Origin of the sequence: Algirhabdus cladophorae (genome assembly GCF_044772865.1) — a bacterium.
Taxonomy (GTDB): Bacteria; Pseudomonadota; Alphaproteobacteria; order Rhodobacterales; family Rhodobacteraceae; genus Algirhabdus; species Algirhabdus cladophorae.
The window spans coordinates 707,274-724,084 of record NZ_CP173029.1 but is presented as its reverse complement, the minus strand read 5'-3'; the positions used below and the strand labels follow the sequence as shown (position 1 = coordinate 724,084).

At 56.0% G+C, this 16,811-nt stretch carries 16 protein-coding genes; 9 read left to right on the top strand and 7 right to left on the bottom strand.

Annotated elements, in window-relative coordinates:
* Positions 1 to 14: 14 nt before the first annotated feature.
* Both ACIRQ6_RS03495 and ACIRQ6_RS03490 read left to right on the top strand, forming a co-directional pair.
* Positions 15 to 1,157: an MFS transporter gene (locus ACIRQ6_RS03495; protein ID WP_420862751.1), complete on the top strand. Its 1,143-nt coding sequence runs from the start codon at positions 15 to 17 to the stop codon at positions 1,155 to 1,157.
* A gap of 33 nt (positions 1,158 to 1,190) precedes the next feature.
* Positions 1,191 to 2,264: an NAD(P)/FAD-dependent oxidoreductase gene (locus ACIRQ6_RS03490; RefSeq protein ID WP_420862750.1), complete on the top strand. Its 1,074-nt coding sequence runs from the start codon at positions 1,191 to 1,193 to the stop codon at positions 2,262 to 2,264.
* Here ACIRQ6_RS03490 and ACIRQ6_RS03485 read toward each other — a convergent pair.
* Positions 2,261 to 4,762: a GcvT family protein gene (locus ACIRQ6_RS03485; protein ID WP_420862749.1), complete on the bottom strand. Its 2,502-nt coding sequence runs from the start codon at positions 4,760 to 4,762 to the stop codon at positions 2,261 to 2,263. The two genes, ACIRQ6_RS03490 and ACIRQ6_RS03485, sit on opposite strands and share 4 nt — an antisense overlap.
* Positions 4,763 to 4,922: 160 nt before the next feature.
* On the opposite strand from ACIRQ6_RS03485, the gene panC reads away from it, so the two are divergent.
* The 4 genes from panC to ACIRQ6_RS03465 all read left to right on the top strand — a co-directional run bounded on the left by panC (position 4,923) and on the right by ACIRQ6_RS03465 (position 8,144).
* Positions 4,923 to 5,771, top strand: coding sequence for a pantoate--beta-alanine ligase (panC, locus tag ACIRQ6_RS03480; protein ID WP_420862748.1), 849 nt, complete (start codon positions 4,923 to 4,925; stop codon positions 5,769 to 5,771).
* A 19-nt stretch (positions 5,772 to 5,790) separates the two neighbouring features.
* On the top strand, positions 5,791 to 6,603 hold the full coding sequence (gene panB / locus ACIRQ6_RS03475) for a 3-methyl-2-oxobutanoate hydroxymethyltransferase (protein WP_420862747.1): 813 nt from the start codon (positions 5,791 to 5,793) through the stop codon (positions 6,601 to 6,603).
* A gap of 112 nt (positions 6,604 to 6,715) precedes the next feature.
* Positions 6,716 to 7,393: a hypothetical protein gene (locus ACIRQ6_RS03470; protein ID WP_420862746.1), complete on the top strand. Its 678-nt coding sequence runs from the start codon at positions 6,716 to 6,718 to the stop codon at positions 7,391 to 7,393.
* A gap of 97 nt (positions 7,394 to 7,490) precedes the next feature.
* Positions 7,491 to 8,144 (top strand): hypothetical protein, encoded by a 654-nt coding sequence (locus ACIRQ6_RS03465; protein WP_420862745.1) that lies wholly within the window; start codon positions 7,491 to 7,493, stop codon positions 8,142 to 8,144.
* 33 nt (positions 8,145 to 8,177) lie between these two features.
* Here ACIRQ6_RS03465 and ACIRQ6_RS03460 read toward each other — a convergent pair whose 3' ends face one another.
* Positions 8,178 to 9,164, bottom strand: a complete 987-nt coding sequence (locus ACIRQ6_RS03460) for a 2-hydroxyacid dehydrogenase (protein WP_420862744.1) — start codon at positions 9,162 to 9,164, stop codon at positions 8,178 to 8,180.
* A 144-nt stretch (positions 9,165 to 9,308) separates the two neighbouring features.
* Here ACIRQ6_RS03460 and ACIRQ6_RS03455 point away from each other — a divergent pair, with 144 nt between their 5' ends.
* Positions 9,309 to 9,770 carry an SH3 domain-containing protein gene (locus ACIRQ6_RS03455; protein WP_420863843.1) on the top strand — a complete coding sequence of 154 codons (462 nt, stop codon included), beginning with the start codon at positions 9,309 to 9,311 and terminating at the stop codon, positions 9,768 to 9,770.
* A gap of 13 nt (positions 9,771 to 9,783) precedes the next feature.
* On the opposite strand, the gene ACIRQ6_RS03450 is transcribed toward ACIRQ6_RS03455, so the two are convergent.
* The 5 genes from ACIRQ6_RS03450 to ACIRQ6_RS03430 form a co-directional block, all read right to left on the bottom strand.
* Entirely contained in the window at positions 9,784 to 11,811 is a 2,028-nt protein-coding gene (locus ACIRQ6_RS03450) for a M3 family metallopeptidase (RefSeq protein WP_420862743.1), read from the bottom strand.
* 53 nt (positions 11,812 to 11,864) lie between these two features.
* Positions 11,865 to 12,902 (bottom strand): HesA/MoeB/ThiF family protein, encoded by a 1,038-nt coding sequence (locus ACIRQ6_RS03445; protein WP_420862742.1) that lies wholly within the window; start codon positions 12,900 to 12,902, stop codon positions 11,865 to 11,867.
* Complete coding sequence (gene dut / locus ACIRQ6_RS03440) at positions 12,902 to 13,357, bottom strand: dUTP diphosphatase (RefSeq protein WP_420862741.1); 456 nt, start codon at positions 13,355 to 13,357, stop codon at positions 12,902 to 12,904. The genes ACIRQ6_RS03445 and dut overlap by 1 nt, the downstream gene beginning before the upstream one ends.
* Positions 13,354 to 14,550, bottom strand: coding sequence for a bifunctional phosphopantothenoylcysteine decarboxylase/phosphopantothenate--cysteine ligase CoaBC (gene coaBC / locus ACIRQ6_RS03435; RefSeq protein WP_420862740.1), 1,197 nt, complete (start codon positions 14,548 to 14,550; stop codon positions 13,354 to 13,356). The genes dut and coaBC overlap by 4 nt, the downstream gene beginning before the upstream one ends.
* Before the next feature lie 123 nt (positions 14,551 to 14,673).
* Positions 14,674 to 15,552, bottom strand: a complete 879-nt coding sequence (locus ACIRQ6_RS03430) for an RNA polymerase factor sigma-32 (protein WP_420862739.1) — start codon at positions 15,550 to 15,552, stop codon at positions 14,674 to 14,676.
* Positions 15,553 to 15,657: 105 nt separating this feature from the next.
* Between ACIRQ6_RS03430 and cobU the strand changes: the two genes are divergently transcribed.
* Both cobU and ACIRQ6_RS03420 read left to right on the top strand, forming a co-directional pair.
* Positions 15,658 to 16,191 carry a bifunctional adenosylcobinamide kinase/adenosylcobinamide-phosphate guanylyltransferase gene (gene cobU, locus ACIRQ6_RS03425; protein ID WP_420862738.1) on the top strand — a complete coding sequence of 178 codons (534 nt, stop codon included), beginning with the start codon at positions 15,658 to 15,660 and terminating at the stop codon, positions 16,189 to 16,191.
* Positions 16,188 to 16,769, top strand: coding sequence for a histidine phosphatase family protein (locus ACIRQ6_RS03420; protein WP_420862737.1), 582 nt, complete (start codon positions 16,188 to 16,190; stop codon positions 16,767 to 16,769). Before cobU ends, ACIRQ6_RS03420 begins: the two co-directional genes overlap by 4 nt.
* The last annotated feature ends 42 nt before the right edge of the window (positions 16,770 to 16,811 follow it).

Below are 16,811 nucleotides of genomic sequence, written 5' to 3'. Positions count from 1 at the left end.
CTCCCTTTGGACTGATGGTTATCTCGATCGCCTATGTGATTGAAATAACGACGTTTCCACTGATCCTTGGGGGGCTGTCGCAGTCGATTGACCTGTCCGAAAACACCGCCTACATGCTGGTGAGCAGCTATAAGTTTGCGCTGGTCGCCTCAATCATTTTTGCAGGCTGGATCGGCGACAGGTATTCGCGCGAGGCGGTTTTTACCGCAGGGGCTGCGCTGTTTTTCGTGGCATCAGTTGCTATTTTGATGAGTCCCGCCCTAGACACCATGCTGCCGCTTAGGATCTTGCAAGGCATTGGCGCGGGCCTGTTTTCGCCCATGATCCCTGCCCTCTTGGCGGCACGTAAACCCGATAGCGCGCTGTCTGCGTTGGGGGCTTGGGGAATGCTTACGGGGGCTGCGGCCGCAGTCTATCCGTTTATCGCCGCTTATTTGACGACCCATTTCAATTGGCAGGCCGGTTGGGCTGTGATCCCAATTTTTGCAGGGCTTGCACTGTTGGGTCTGCCTCGGCCAAGTGATCGAAAAACAGCGGCCAAAAAAGACCCTGCTTCCAGCACCAACCCCTTCCAATCCACTGGCCGGCTGAGCCGCCATGTCTGGGCACTGTTGCTGTATATTTTCCTGAACTATGGCCTGACCACATGGTTTATGGTGGCCGTATCCCTGATCGGCGCCGCAAACAACGTGCCACTTACGACCATTGGCTTGATCCTCTTTGTGGTGTGGAGCGTGTTCAGCCTGATGAACCTCGCCATATCGATCTTGGGTCAGCGCCTGCGTCTTAAGCAACTTTTGCTCATTGGCGCATTGGTCAACAGCATTGGCGTTGTGATCTTTGCTATGTGGCCCGAAACCGTTGGCCTGCATTTCCTTGCAGCTATTTTGATCGGTACGGGTATGGCACTCAACAACGCACCAACGACGGATTTGGCGTTTCGTATGTCTGATGCAGCCATCCATGGGCGCATTGCAAGCTACGATATCATTGCTGCACGGCTGGGTGGTGCGGTCTTTGTCTTGACGGTGCCTGTGACAGGGATGTGGGTCTGCTGTGTGGCTGCGGCCTGTATGATATTGTCGTTCGGGCTGACGCATTATTCTGGCAAGGGCGTCAGAGTGGCCCAAAAGCCGGATGCACCTGTTCTCTCGTAACACCGTAACACCAACACAGAATTGGAGCTTTGAATGATCGACTTTCTAGTGATTGGTGGCGGCATCGCAGGCACATCTGCCGCCGCCATGTTTGCCCCTCTTGGCACAACCACATTACTAGAGGCCGAAAACACCTTTGCCCATCATGCCAGTGGGCGCTCTGCCGCCATTTTCGTTGAAGACTACGGCAATGATGTCGTCTGCGCCTTGAACACTGCGAGCATGGCAGAATTGCAAGACATGGGCGCCCTGTCTGCCCGTGGCCTGTTGATGGTAGGACCGCGCGGGCACGAGGTGGAATTCGACGGCGAAGTGCGTTTGATGCAAATAGAAGAGATCCCCTTTTCACAGGCACAAACGCTATTTCCCATCCTCAACCCGACGCGCTGCACACGCACCGCCTATACGGATCAAGCCTTTGATCTGGACACTGATTTGATGATGCAATCCTACATGCGCGCGGCCCGTGGCGACGGGGCGGATTTGTGTCTGGACCAAAAGGTCGAAAAGATCACAAAGATCACGCAAGGTTGGATGGTCGAGACCAAAACCGACAGTTTCAGCGCCCACATTTTGATCAACGCAGCTGGCCCATGGGCCGACGACATTGCGAAGATGGCTGGCGTTGTACCCCTAGGGATCCAACCAATGCGCAGGTCTATGGCACAATTGCCACCGCCAAACGGGCAAAACATGTCGGACTGGCCAATGATCATCAGCAGCGCAGGCGATTGGTATGCCCGCCCCAGTGGCGCGTCATGGCTGGTCTCACCCAGCGAAGCGGTCCCCTGCGAGCCCCATGATGCGTGGGCCAACGACATGACCATCGCAGAAGGCCTGTCGCGGTACGAGGGCATGGTCACTGTGCCCGTTTCCCGGGTGCAAAGCTCTTGGGCGGGTCTGCGCAGCTTTGCGCCAGATCAGTCTTTGATCATTGGGCCAGATCCAATAAGCCCGGACTTCTTGTGGTTCGCGGGTCAAGGCGGCTACGGTTTTCAAACCGCTCCTGCGGCCGCTACTCTTTTGGCTTTGTTGGCCAATGGGCGTGAAAGCGATGCCCTGTCACCCGAAACGGTTGCAGCCCTCAGCCCCGCGCGCTTTCACTAGCCATCAACGCGGATCGTGGCGTTTTTGGGATCATAGGGGCTGTCCTCAACCACCACAGCATCCCACAACTTACGCTGCATTTTGACCTGCACTTTGGTGCCGACCTCGGCCATTTCTGGAGGCAGATACCCCATGCCGATGCTTTTACCAAAGGCCACAGAATAACCACCAGAGGTCAAACGCCCCACTTTGGTATCGCCGGAATACAGCGCCTCACGCCCCCACGGATCCGCATCCTCAGGACCGTCAATCAACAGCGTTACACATTTGGAGCGGATGCCTTTAGCGACCATTGCATCCTTGCCGTGGAAGTCTTTGTTCAAGTCCACAAAGCGCGGCAGGTCCGCCTCCAAAGGCGTCGCGTCACGGCCTAATTCGGTGCCAAACGCACGGTAGGATTTTTCCATACGCAACCAGTTCTGCGCCCGCGCACCGACCAGTTTCATGCCGTGCTTTTCGCCGGCTTTTTCCAGCAGGTCGAACAGGTAATTCTGCATCTCGATCGGATGGTGCAATTCCCAACCCAGCTCACCTGTATAGGCTACGCGGATCGCGTTTACGGGGCACATACCCAATTCGATCTGTTTCGCAGACAGCCATGGGAAGCGTTTGTTTGACAGGGCCGTTTCAGGATCAGCGTCTTTTATAACTTCCGCCAACACATCCCGCGCTTTGGGGCCTGCAATCGCGAATACACCCCATTGGGTCGTCACATCTTGGCACTCAATGCGGCCAAACTCGGCTTCTTTGTCTTCAATGGCTTTGCGCAGGAAGTCGGCATCATAGTCCGTCCAAGCGCCAGCCGAGACCAGATAGAACTCATCATCCTTGAGGCGCACAATGGTGTATTCCGTACGCGTGGTCCCATGGGACGTCAGCGCATAAGTCAGATTGATGCGGCCCACACGGGGCAGTTTGTTCGTGGTAAACCAATCCAAGAACGCAGCAGCCCCGGCACCCTTCACCAGATGTTTTGTGAAAGCTGTGGCATCAATCAGGCCGACACCTTCGCGGATGGCTTTGGCCTCGTTTACTGCATATTGCCACCAACCGCCACGGCGGAAGCTGCGGCTGTCATGATCATTGAATCCCATCGGCGCATAATAGTTCGGGCGCTCCCATCCATTGACCCAGCCAAATTGTGCACCTCGTGCGGCTTGGCGGTCATAGGCAGGCGATGTGCGCAAGGGCCGTGCCGCAGGGCGTTCTTCATCAGGGTGGTGCAGGATGTAGACGTGATCGTAGCATTCTTCGTTCTTGCGCGCCGCAAATTCCGTCGTCATCCAACTGGAATAGCGCTTGGGATCGAGGCTAGCCATGTCGATCTCGGCCTCACCTTCGATCATCATCTGCGCCAAGTAATGGCCTGTGCCGCCCGCCGCCGTGATACCAAAGCTGAACCCTTCGGCCAGCCACATATTACGCAAACCGGGGGCTGGCCCAACCAATGGGTTGCCATCCGGCGTATAACAAATTGGGCCGTTAAAATCATCCTTCAGACCGCTTTCTTCGCAGGAGGGGATACGGTGGATCATCGCCAGATATTGTTCTTCAATCCGCTCCAAATCCAACTGGAACAGATCGGCGCGGAAACTGTCGGGTACGCCATATTCAAACCGCGCTGGCGCGTTCTTTTCATACACACCCAAAATCCAACCACCGCGTTCTTCGCGCACGTAGGATTGCGCATCTGCATCACGGATCACAGGGTGTTCCGGGTTGTTCTTGCGCCATTCAACCAAGGCAGGGTCTTGATCCATAACGATAAACTGGTGTTCCACAGGGATCGCGGGGATCTTGATGCCCAGCAGTTGTGCTGTGCGTTGGGCGTGGTTGCCCGTGGCCGTGACCACATGTTCGGCACAGATCACACGGGTTTCTTCCGAGGCCAGCAAATTGCCGCCCTTTTCGACCATTTTGGAACAGGTCACTTCCCAATGCTCGCCCGTCCAGTGATAGCCATCTACCTGCCATTTGCGTTCAATCATCACACCACGTTGACGCGCGCCCTTGGCCATGGCCATGGTCACATCAGCGGGGTTAATGTAGCCGTCCGTGGGGTGATAAATCGCGCCTTCCAGATCCTCGGTGCGTATCAGCGGCCATTTATCTTTGATCTGGGCAGGCGTCATAAATTCAAATGGAACACCCACAGTTTCCGCCGTGGAGGCATAGAGCATATACTCGTCCATTCGCGCCTGTGTCTGGGCCATGCGCAGGTTCCCAACGACAGAAAAGCCGGCGTTTAAACCTGTTTCGGCCTCAAGTTCCTTATAAAGCTTGATCGAATGATCGTGGATGTGGGTCGTGGCAAAGGACATGTTGAAATACGGCAACAACCCAGCGGCGTGCCACGTCGAGCCTGACGTCAATTCGTCCCGCTCCAATAGCATCACATCTTTCCAGCCGCCTTTGGCCAAGGAATAGGCAATCGCCGTGCCAACAGCGCCACCACCAACGACCAACGCCTTTACATATGTTTTCTCACCCGATGACATGACGATTCTCCCAATCACGCGTTGCGGCAATATTGCCGCAGGTTCAGCAGTTCATCCCACGTCACCCGACCATAACAGGCTTGAAACCGACCTACTTGCTTGTCGTGAAATGCTGCGAGCAGTATCAAGGCACCAAAGATGACCTTGGGGGGATATTCTGGTGCAAATTTGTCGAACCGTGGCTGAGGTGCGGGCAACACTCGCCGGGTACCGCGAAGCGGGCGAAACAGTCGGCTTGGTCACCACTATGGGCGCTTTGCACGAAGGTCACTTGACCCTGATGCGCAATGCAGCACGCGATCATGATCGTGTTGTGGCAACAATCTTTGTGAACCCTACGCAATTTGGCCAAAAGGCAGATCTGGCCCATTATCCCTCTGACGATGGTCGCGACATCGATCTGCTGAGCGGCGAGAAGGTTGATATGGTCTTTATGCCTGAGGTCAGTGTGATTTACCCCGAGGGCGATGAGACCATCGTCGAAACAACCCGCATGGCCAACATGTTGCACGGGCTTGTGCGGCCCGGGCATTTTCGTGGGGTGGCAACTGTTGTGGCGCGACTGTTCAACATTGTCGGACCCGATGCCGCCTATTTCGGTGAAAAAGACTATCAGCAACTGCAAGTGATCAAACGCATGGTTCAAGACCTGCATATGCCTTTGAAAATCCACGGTGTGCCAACTGTACGCGAGGCCGACGGACTGGCCATGTCATCACGCAACGTGCGCCTCAGTGCTGAGGATCGCGCCGCCGCCGTGTGCCTGAGTAAAGCGTTGAGCGCTGCAGATAAACTGGCCCGAACCGGTGCCACTGTCATGGCCCTCGATGGGGAAGTGCGCGGCATCATCAACTCAGAGCCCCGCGCGACTTTGCGGGCGATTGATATCGTTGCCGCCGAAACGCTGGCCCCGCTTGAGGGCCGTATCGCCCAGCCCACCGCCATCATGGTCTCTGCCGATTTTGGCGGCGTATTATTGATCGACCAAGCCGTCGTTGGCCCCGCCTAACCTCACGAAAGGTTCCCTCATGAGCAGTCAAAGTGAAATGATCCGCCGTACGACCGTGCCGCAAATAGCCCAACGAAAAGGCGGCGAGCCGATTGTCTCGCTGACCAGCTATCACGCGCACACTGCAGCCATTGTCGACAAATACGCAGATTTCATCTTGGTGGGCGACAGCCTTGGCATGGTGATGCATGGCATGGACAGCACGGTAGGTGTGCCGCTGGATCTGATGATCATGCACGGCAAGGCCGTTGTGCGCGGCACCCAACGCGCGTTGATCGTGGTGGATATGCCTTTTGGCAGCTACGAGGAAAGCCCGTCCGTGGCCTTCCGCAATGCGGCCAAGATCATGAAGGAAACCGGCTGTGGTGCGATCAAACTGGAGGGCGGCGCACGCATGGCCGACACCATCCGGTTCTTGACAGAACGTGGCATTCCGGTGATGGCCCACATTGGCCTGACCCCGCAATCCAGCCACGTTCTAGGCGGTTTCAAAACTCAAGGCCGCAATGAGGACACTTGGGCCGCCCATGAAAACGACGCCAAAGTCGTGGCCGAGGCTGGCGCCTTTGCTGTCGTGTTGGAAGGCATGGTCGAACCTTTGGCCAGCAAAATCACCAAACAGATCGATATTCCGACCATCGGGATCGGCGCCTCCGTGGATTGCGACGGGCAAATTCTAGTGCTTGAGGACATGCTGGGCCTGAACGAATGGACACCAAAATTCGTCAAAGTTTACGGGGACTTAGGACCGCAAATCGAGGCTTCGGTCAAAGCCTATGCCGAAGAAGTGAAAACACGCGCCTTTCCCACAGACGCCCAAACCTACACCTGAGCTGCAACATGCACTGACCCACCCCGTTCAACCTGCTTGGCCGGGCTATCTTGTTGCGAGCGCTGTGTCTTTGTAACACAATGGTAACAACCATCCGCCAAAGGGTTTCACAGTGCACAGACTAGACTATTGGAGCAGCCGCCGGGTCATCGGAACCGTGTTCGTGTTGAACGCAATCATGGTGCTGCTGGGCTATCTGGCGGGTCACCTGTCTAAACACTATTCCGAAAATATGGCAGGCACATATATCTCGGGGATCTTATTGATTTTACTGGGTGTCATCAGTTTTCGGATTTACCGAAACCGGCCCGGCCATCTGATTTGGCTGATCATGGCCGCGGGTTTCATGTTCTTGGCCTACGACGATCTTTTCAAATTCCACGAAGGCCTGGACAAAGACATCCACAAATTTTTTAACATCACCGAGACCTCTTTGACCGACCGGATTGATGATATCATCATCGCAATCTACGCGTTTTTGGGCGTTGCAACCCTATATTTCTACCGTGCGGAAATAACCCGGCATCCAGTTTTGTTTGCCTATCTGGGGATCGGATTTGCCGTCGTAGGGCTGTCTGTAATTTTGGACATTGTCACCAATGATGCGGCTATTCTGCAATGGGCGGGCATTCCGGATACGATCCTTCCCGGGATCAAGAAAAGCCTTGGAACACTGGAAGAAGTCGCAAAACTAATGGCAGAGGCAATCTTTCTGGCGGGATTCCTTGAGGTATTGCGCAGGGTTAAAACCGAAGCAGTGGGTCTGGCGAAGGCCAGCGTTTCGACCTAGCGGCAAAGCCCCGACGCAGCAATTGGCAAAGTAAGGAATAGCAGACCTTCCCCAAGGGCAACTAGCCGCCTAAGCTGTACCGAAAAAAGGACAGTCCATGCATCGTTACCCCATCGCTACTGCGGCCCTGTTGGCCGAGGCGTCTTACACCGCCAAAAAACACGCCAGCGTTAAATCCAAGATAAAAGACAGTCTCGACGAGGACGACGTCCAAGCGTATTTTCTGACCAACGGTGTTTTGTTGATCCCCGGCAGTAATTCTGTGGCCGACTATATTCGTTATAATTTGCGGATGATCGGACTGGGCAAAACCCGCTACCGCATGTCAGACGAGATCTATCAACCCGGCGCCAGTGGCACGATCTGGCATCAGGGGTTCCTCGCCCATGCCAAGGTGATCTACGACTGGATGGAACGTAAGAATTACAAAGCCAACTACATTATCGGCCATTCCCTTGGGGCGGCCTCGACCCAAATCCTGACCAAAAGTTGGGGTGTGGCAGGCATTGGATTTGCCTCACCCCGTCCACGCAAAACCCGCGGCCGCGTGAAAAACGACGGCTTTTGCCTGTGTATCAATCGCGATGATGATATGGTTTGCGATCTGCCCGGCACCTTCCATCACATGGGCCGCGTGCACCGGTGCAAAGCCAAGCGATCCGTGTTCGGGCCAGACCATGCCATGAAGCACTACGTTAAAGTCGTGGAAGAACAACAAGAAGCGGGCCTTATGACGAAAAAATGGCCCTGATAGCCCCAGCATGCCCCATAAAGGCCACTGCGATCACAGCATAGATGGCACAACCAGATCCGGCGGCCGGTGACCATCGTCAAACGTCTTGATGTTAATCAGGACCTTCTCACCCTGTTCGATCCGGCCTTCCTCTGTGGCCGATCCCATATGAGGCAGCAACACCACGTTGTTAAGTTCGCGCAGGCGCGGGTTGATACTGATCCCGCGTTCAAACACATCCAAGCCGGCACCTGCCAACTCGCCACTGCGTAGCATCCGCGTCAGGGCGTTTTCATCCACCACTTCACCGCGTGATGTGTTCACAATCACCGCCGACGGTTTCATCAGTTTCAGCCGTCGCGCGTTCATGAGATGAAAGGTCGAGGGCGTATGCGGACAGTTGACCGACACAATATCCATGCGTGCGATCATCTGATCGAGGCTTTCCCAATATGTGGCTTCCAACTCGGTTTCGACCTCGGGCCGCAGACGTTTGCGGTTATGGTAATGGATCTGCATACCAAAGGCCTTGGCGCGACGGGCCACCGCTTGACCAATCCGGCCCATACCCAAAATCCCTAACCGGCGGCCACCCACACGGCCCCCAAGCAGGGCTGTGGGGGCCCAACCTGTCCAAGATCCCGATTGCATCAAGGCCAGCCCTTCGGGGATGCGCCTTGTGACAGACAGGATCAATGCCATGGTCATGTCAGCCGTATCTTCGGTGACCACGCCAGGGGTGTTGCTGACCAAAATCCCCCGTTGGCGGGCCGTGGCCACATCGACATGGTCGATCCCTGCCCCGTAGCTTGCGATCAGTTTCAACTGCGGCCCCGCACTGGCCAACATGCCTGCATCGATGACATCCGTCACAGTCGGGACCAAAACATCGGCGTATTTCATCGCCTCGGTTAATTGCAGCTTGGACATAGGCGCGTCGTCCGTGCGCAATTGCACATCAAACAGCTCGCTCATTCGCGTCTCAACGACGTCGGGCAACCGTCGCGTAACGACAACACTCAAACGTTCTCTTGGCATGGCGGGTCCTTACGTCTTTTGTTGCCGTCCTGTTGGTGGCATGGTGGCCGCAACCGCGACGGGACACAAGAACCCGCAGATCGGAATAACAGGCAAAGGGCACGAAAAATGCGCAAAATTGGCGTTGGGATCAGTGTATCTGTAATGGCGGCTGTCATATCCACTGCACTGTGGGCCGATGTTGGATCGGAAACCAATTTGCCGATCCCGCGCTTTGTCTCGATGAAGGCCTCCGAAGGCAACGTACGCCGTGGCCCATCCTTGACCCACAAGATCGACTGGATCTTCAAACACCGCGACATGCCGCTGCAAATCACTGCAGAACATGGCCATTGGCGCCGGGTCGAAGACCGCGACGGTGTCGGCGGTTGGGTGCATTATTCGCTGCTGTCCGGCACCCGAACCGTGATCATCGAACAAGACGAGTTGACCCTATTGGCCAAGCCCGAGCCGAACGCCCCCGCCAAAGCCAAGTTAGAGATCGGTGTGGTCGCGCGCTTGGGCAAATGCAGCAAAACATGGTGCCGTCTGAACGCAAGCGGCTATCGCGGATGGGCCCGTAAAGAGGCCCTTTGGGGTGTGAAACCAGACGAAATCCGCGACTGATCAGTCGGCCATATTACGCAGCTTTATCAAGGCCCCTGCCTTTCAACAGTGCGCCTACATCCGGCAGGCGCCCCCGAAACGCTACATAAAGTTCAGCCGGATCAACGGACCCGCCTTTGGACAGGATATGTTCCTCAAGTGATGCTGCCATTGTCGGATCAAAGGCGCCTCCTGCCTCTTCAAATGCCTCGAACGCGTCGGCATCCATCACCTCGGACCACATGTAGCTGTAATAGCTTGAGGCGTAATATCCGCCGGAAAACACATGGGCGAATTGCGGCGTGCGGTGGCGCATTTCAATAGCGGCAGGCATCCCGATCTGATCCAGAACTTCGCTTTGCTTAACCATTGCATCTGCGGGTGGTGGACCGTCGTGGAATTCCAGATCTACAAGAGCCGAGGCCACATATTCCACCGTGCTGAACCCCATATCAAAGGTCGCGGCGTTCAGCAGCCGTTCCAACATATCCTGTGGCATCGGCGCGCCTGTTTCTGCATGCACCGCAAACTTTTGCAGGACCTCTGGCACCTCCAACCAATGCTCATATAGCTGGCTGGGCAATTCGACGAAATCGCGCGGCACCGAGGTGCCAGATATACTCTCGTAGGTTACATCCGACAGCATCTGGTGCAGGGCATGGCCAAACTCATGAAACAAGGTGCGCGCATCATCATAGGACAGCAAAGCTGGACTTCCGGCCGCAGGTTTGGCGAAATTACACACATTCATCACGATCGGGCGCACGTCCCCATCCATTTTATGTTGCGCCCGCGGGGCCGAACACCATGCCCCGGATCGCTTGCTGGCGCGGGCAAAATAATCCCCTACAAACAGCGCGATATGCTGCCCCCCACGCGACACTTCAAAGGTGCGGCAGTCGGGGTGGTACATCTCAACATCTACGGGCTTGACCTCCAGACCAAACAGACGGTGTGCACAGTCAAAAGCCGCCTCAATCATCTTATCGAGTTGCAAGTATGGTTTGAGTTCCGCCTCATCCAAATCATGTTCGGCCTTGCGGCGTTTCTCTGCATAAAACCGCCAGTCCCAAGGGGCCAGATCACCGTTGATCCCATCCGCATGCATCATCGCCTCAAGCACGCTGGCATCTGCATCAGCCGCGGCTTTTGCGGGGGTCCAGACGTCCATCAACAACCCGCGCACCCGTTCCGGCGTGCCTGCCATTTCTGTTTCCAACTTGTAGGTTGAAAAATTATCATATCCCAAAAGCTGCGCCATCTCGTGACGCAATTCCAACATTTCCGTTGTTAGACCAGTGTTGTCCGTCTCGCCCCCATTGGCCCCGCGTGCAGCCCACGCTTTGTAGGCCACTTCGCGCAGATCACGGCGATTGGAGGTGCTCAGGAATGGCACCACCAACGAGCGCGACAAAGTGATCACATGGCCCTCGCTGCCCGCCTCAGCCGCCGCAGATTTCGCCGCATCCAACAAGAAATCTGGCAAGCCGTCTAAATCATCCGCGCCCAAAGTCAGCGACCACTCACGTTCATCGGCCAGCAGGTTCTGGCTGAACTGCGTGCCCAAGGTTGCCAAACGTTGGGTGATCTCCTTGAGCCGCTCGCGCGCGGCCCCTTCCAAAGCGGCACCCGCGCGGATAAAATTACGATGTTTGAGGTACAAAACACGGTGCTGTTCCGGGGTCAGGCCTAGCGTATCGCGCGCCTCCCACAAGGCGTTGATGCGGGTAAACAACGCTTCATTCAGCGACACAAAGGACCCAAATTGCGCCAAGGCCGGAGAGAATACCGTCTGCAAAGCCTCGCGGGCCGGATTGCTGTCGGCACCAGCCAGCGAAAAGAACGCAGACAGTACTTTGTCCAACGCCTTACCGCCCCGTGCCAATGCCTCGATCGTATTTTCAAACGTAGGTGCGTCGGGGTTGTCGGCCACCGCCAGAACATCGGCTTTTGCAGCCTCCAAAGCGGTCTCAAACGCTGGTTTGAAATCGTCGTCGCTGATCAGCGCATAGGGTGGCACATCAAACGGGGTGGACCAGTCGTCCAAAAGCGGATTTGTCATGGGAAAGCTCCTTTGAAGATCAAGCTAGGAAGCCACCCCCCAAAGGTCCAGCCCTAGCTGCCACAAACCTTGCAGGCCGGATCACGTTTCAGTTTGATTTTGCGGGTTTCGCCATAAAGCGCGTCGTAAATCAGCATTTCGCCCTCAAGGCTCTGCCCTGCCTGCACAATGGTTTTCATCGCCTCAACAGCCATCATCGATCCGATCACACCGGTCAGGGGGCTGATCACACCGGCCTCGGCGCAACTGGGGGCCAGACTTGGGTCAGGATCTTTGGGGAACACGCAGGCATAGCAGGGCACGTCGCCCACGCCGCGATAGACGCTGATCTGCCCTTCCCATTGGGTCAAGGCCGCACCGATCAACGGTTTACCAAGGGCCACGGCCACTTGATTGGCCAAGCGGCGGGTTTCGAAATTATCGCTGCCATCCAGAATTAGGTCGTAGTCTGCAAACAAATCCGTGGCGATATCGGCGGTCAAACGTCGATGGTATGGACGTACCGCGACAAACGGATTTTGCGCCTTGATCGTGGCCTCGGCTGAAAACACCTTGGGCGTGCCGATGCTGGCATCTTTGTGCACGATTTGCCGTTGTAGATTGGTGTTTTCCACCAGATCATCGTCAATGATTCCGATGGTTCCAACACCGCTTGCGGCCAAATACATCATCGCGGGGCCGCCCAGACCGCCTGCACCAATGACCAATACTTTGGATTGCTTAAGTGCCTTTTGCCCCGGTCCGCCCACTTCGCGCAGCACAATATGGCGCGCATATCGTTCCAATTCCACATCCGCAAATAATTGCCCTGTGACTGGTGGATCGAAACTAACCGGATTGGTGCGCGCGCGGATCCACATCAGCCCTTTGCGGTAAAAATAGGCAAGCCCCGCAAAACAGCCCAACATGATCCATAACGCAGGCGAGCCACCCAATCCTTCGCGCAAAGGGTGCCCGTCTGGAAGGATCAAATGCACACACAACACGCCCACGAACAGAAGGCCAATCATAATCCAGCGCGCTTGGTGGGGCGTTTTCAGGACAGCGCCCATTCCCCACAAAAAGCCCGCCATGACAAAAACAACAATCATCAGCGCCGCCCGGTTGAGCCAAATCCACCCGCGCCGCGCGCGGTGGCATCAAGGTCTGACACCAGTTCAAATTGGGCCTGCACAACAGGGGCCACAACCATTTGTGCGATGCGTTCCCCGTGTTTGATCACAAAATCGGCCTGACCAAGATTTATCAAAATCACCCCAAGTGGGCCGCGATAATCCGCATCAATCGTCCCCGGCGCATTGGCCAGAGTTAGCCCATGTTTCAACGCCAAACCTGACCGAGGGCGGATCTGAATTTCAAAGCCTTCGGGGATAGCCACGCGCAAGCCCGTGGGGATCAACGCCCGTGCCCCAATGGATAAAACCATGTCACCGCCATCCACAAAATTCGCACGCAGATCCGCGCCCGCAGCCCCTTTGGTCTCGTATTCTGGCACCCCAAGGGACTGATCCGCGCCCGTGTCCCACATGAATTGCACAACGGTCATGTCAGGGCATCCGCGATGCGCTGCGCCAATTTCGCGGCCACGTCTGTCTTACTGGCACGCGCCCAAGGCTCGGCCCCATCAGCGGTAATCAGGGTCACTGCGTTTTCGCTGCCACCCATAATGCCGGTTTCAGGCGACACATCATTAGCCACGATCCAATCACAGCCCTTCTTTTTCAGCTTGGCCGTGGCATTGGCAATCACGTCATCGGTTTCCGCTGCAAACCCAACCACCAACTGTGGCCGCCCCTCGCGCAGATGCGAGATATCCTGCAAAATGTCAGGATTTTCAGCAAACTCCAAAACAGGCAACTGGCCGCTCCCGTCCTTTTTGATCTTGCTGTCGCTGGCGCTGGCCACGCGCCAATCCGCAACAGCCGCCGCAAAGATCGCGGCATCCGCAGGCAGAGCCTCGGTAACGGCGGCATGCATCTCAGCCGCGGTCTCAATACGCACAAGGCGCACCCCCTGTGGCATCGGATGATCGGCTGGACCGGTGATAAACGTGACATCCGCCCCTAGTTTCGCCAACGCCTCGGCAATGGCAGTGCCTTGAGCACCAGAGGAACGGTTGGCAATATACCGCACCGGATCAATAGGTTCATGGGTCGGACCGGAGGTCACGACAACCGTCTTGCCTGACAAGGGCCCATTGGCAAAATAACCCTCTACTGCAGCGACAATTTCCAAAGGTTCAGCCATGCGCCCCGGACCGTATTCGCCGCAGGCCATGTCACCCTCATTGGGGCCAATGATGCGAACACCGTCTGCCTGCAATTGCGCCAAATTGCGCTGAGTGGCCGGATGATCCCACATCCGCACATTCATCGACGGCGCGATCAGCACATCTTTATCGGTGGCCAGCAGCAGTGTCGTGGCCAGATCATCGCAAATCCCAGCAGCCATTTTTGCCATGATGTTCGCCGTTGCAGGGGCCACGACGATGACGTCGGCTGCACGGGACAGTTCGATATGGCCCATCTCGGCCTCATCGGTCAGATTGAACAGATCAGAATAGACTTTCTGCCCGGACAAAGCCGATACAGACAGGGGCGTCACAAATTCCGCCGCAGACGCCGTCATCACTGGCGTAACCAGCGCCCCGCGCTCGCGCAAGCGCCGGATCAAATCCAACGACTTGAACGCTGCCACGCCGCCGGTAATCACCAATAAAATATGTTTGCCTGCCACCATCTTTGGACCCGCCTTTTTGATACTGTGAAGATGTAGACAGCAGACCTGACAAACTCAAGGCCAGCCTGCATGCAGACCGGCCCTGAAACTAAGCTAGCACCGTGAGTGTGTGTGTGTTTGGGGCTAGTTCAGAAACTCAAAAACTTCGCCGGATTGCCCTTCAAGGTTTTTGCGCATCTTACCAAAGGCCGCTGCCTCAAGCTGACGTACGCGTTCCTTGGACAGCCCAAGTTCATCGCCAAGACTCTCCAAAGTCCGCGGCTGATCCCGCAGTTTGCGCTCGCGCACGATAAACCGTTCACGTTCATTCAGCGCGTCCATCGCATTGACCAACCAACCGCGTAGGGTGTCGATGTCTTTGTCGTGCTCGACCACTTCGGCGGCCTGCGCGCTGTCATCTTCCAGCGCGTCAATCCATTCGCGGCCTTCGTCCTCGGTAGATTGCGTGGCGTTGAGCGAAAAGTCTGACCCTGATAAGCGGCCTTCCATCATCTCAACATCATGCAAGGGCACGCCCACTTCTGTAGCGATCATTTGGCGCATCTGGTGCTTGTCCAATGCCTCGCCGGCAGCGGCACTCTCACGCTCGAGGCGGGCTTGAACCCGGCGCAGGTTAAAGAACAGTGATTTTTGTGAGGAGGTCGATCCGGTTCGCACCATGGACCAATTGCGCATCACGTGATCCTGAATCGATGCTTTGATCCACCACACAGCATAGGTCGAGAACCGGACACCGCGATCTGGGTCAAACTTGTCCGCCGCTTTCATCAGGCCCAAAGACGCCTCTTGGATAAGATCATTCATCGGCGCGCCATAGCGTTTGAATTTTGCTGCCATCGAGATTGCCAAACGCATGTAGGCGGTAATCAAACGGTGCAGGGCCGCCTCGTCGCGCTCATCGCGCCAAGCGTAGGCCAGCTTCAGTTCCGTTTCCGCATCAAGCAATTCCGCTTTCATCGCGCGGCGCGACATCGATTGATCATAGGGTGCGTCAAATGCCATTTGGTATTCTCCCTTAGTCAACTCCAAGTCGGTGGGCAGCACCGCTTGGACTCTGGATTATGTGTTTGGTAAGCATTACGGAGGCACGCGGGACTTGGATCACAAATGACACAAAAAAAATTGCCAAAGTTGACAATGGTGCTAGGAGCCGCAAGCAGCGGAAAATCCAAATTCGCGGAAAGTATGATATTTTCCAGCGCCTTACCCAGAAATTATATCGCCACCAGTCAGGTCTGGGACGATGAAACACAGCAAAAGATTGCAGCACATCAAACCCAACGCGGGCCCGATTGGCTGACCATAGAAGAGGCGTTTGACTTGCCAAATGCCCTGTCACGCTGTGCGCGCGGTAGTGTAACACTGATTGATTGCGCCACGCTTTGGTTGACCAATCACCTTCTGGCCGAGGCAGATATCAAACAACACAGCCATGACCTGTTTTTGGCTCTTGGCGCGCATCCCGATCCAGTGATCATCGTCACAAATGAAGTCGGCGCTGGCATCGTGCCTGATACCTCGCTAGGGCGTCAGTTTCGCGGCATACAGGGGGCTTTCAACCAATCTCTTGCGACCCATGCAGACTTGGCCGTTCAAGTGATTGCCGGGTTGCCCCAAGTCCTAAAGGGGCAATTGCCATGACACGCTGGTGGTGGGTGCGCCATGGCCCGACCCATGAAAAATCCTTTGTTGGTTGGCGCGATGTGCCCGCGGATTTGTCCGACACAGCCCAAATCAAACGGCTCAACGGCCTATTGCCCGAAACAGCCACCCTTGTTGCCTCAGACCTGATCCGCGCCTCGGCAACCGCAGATGCCGTTCAGACACCCCAACGCAAACGTCTGCCAGATACACCGCAAATCCGCGAGTTCAACTTTGGCGATTGGGATGGGTTGGGTTTTCAAGCCGTCAGTGACAGCGACCCAGAACTGGCCCGCCGTTATTGGGAAGAACCCGGCGATGTCCGCCCCCCAAACGGCGAAAGCTGGAACGACGCGGCCGCCCGCCTTGCCCAAGTGGTGGACCAAATGAACCGTGATATTCCAAACGGTGACATCATCGCCGTGGCACATTTCGGCGTGATTATGACACAAATTCAACGGGCTATGGGCTGCACCCCCTATCAGGCCTTGGGTCACAAGATCGACAACTTGTCGATCACCACCCTGACCCATGAGGCAGGCGACTGGACCGTGAAACAGATCAATCGCGTTCCGTGATGGGCTTTGCGTCAATTCTTTGTTTGCCCCGGACGGCGTAGC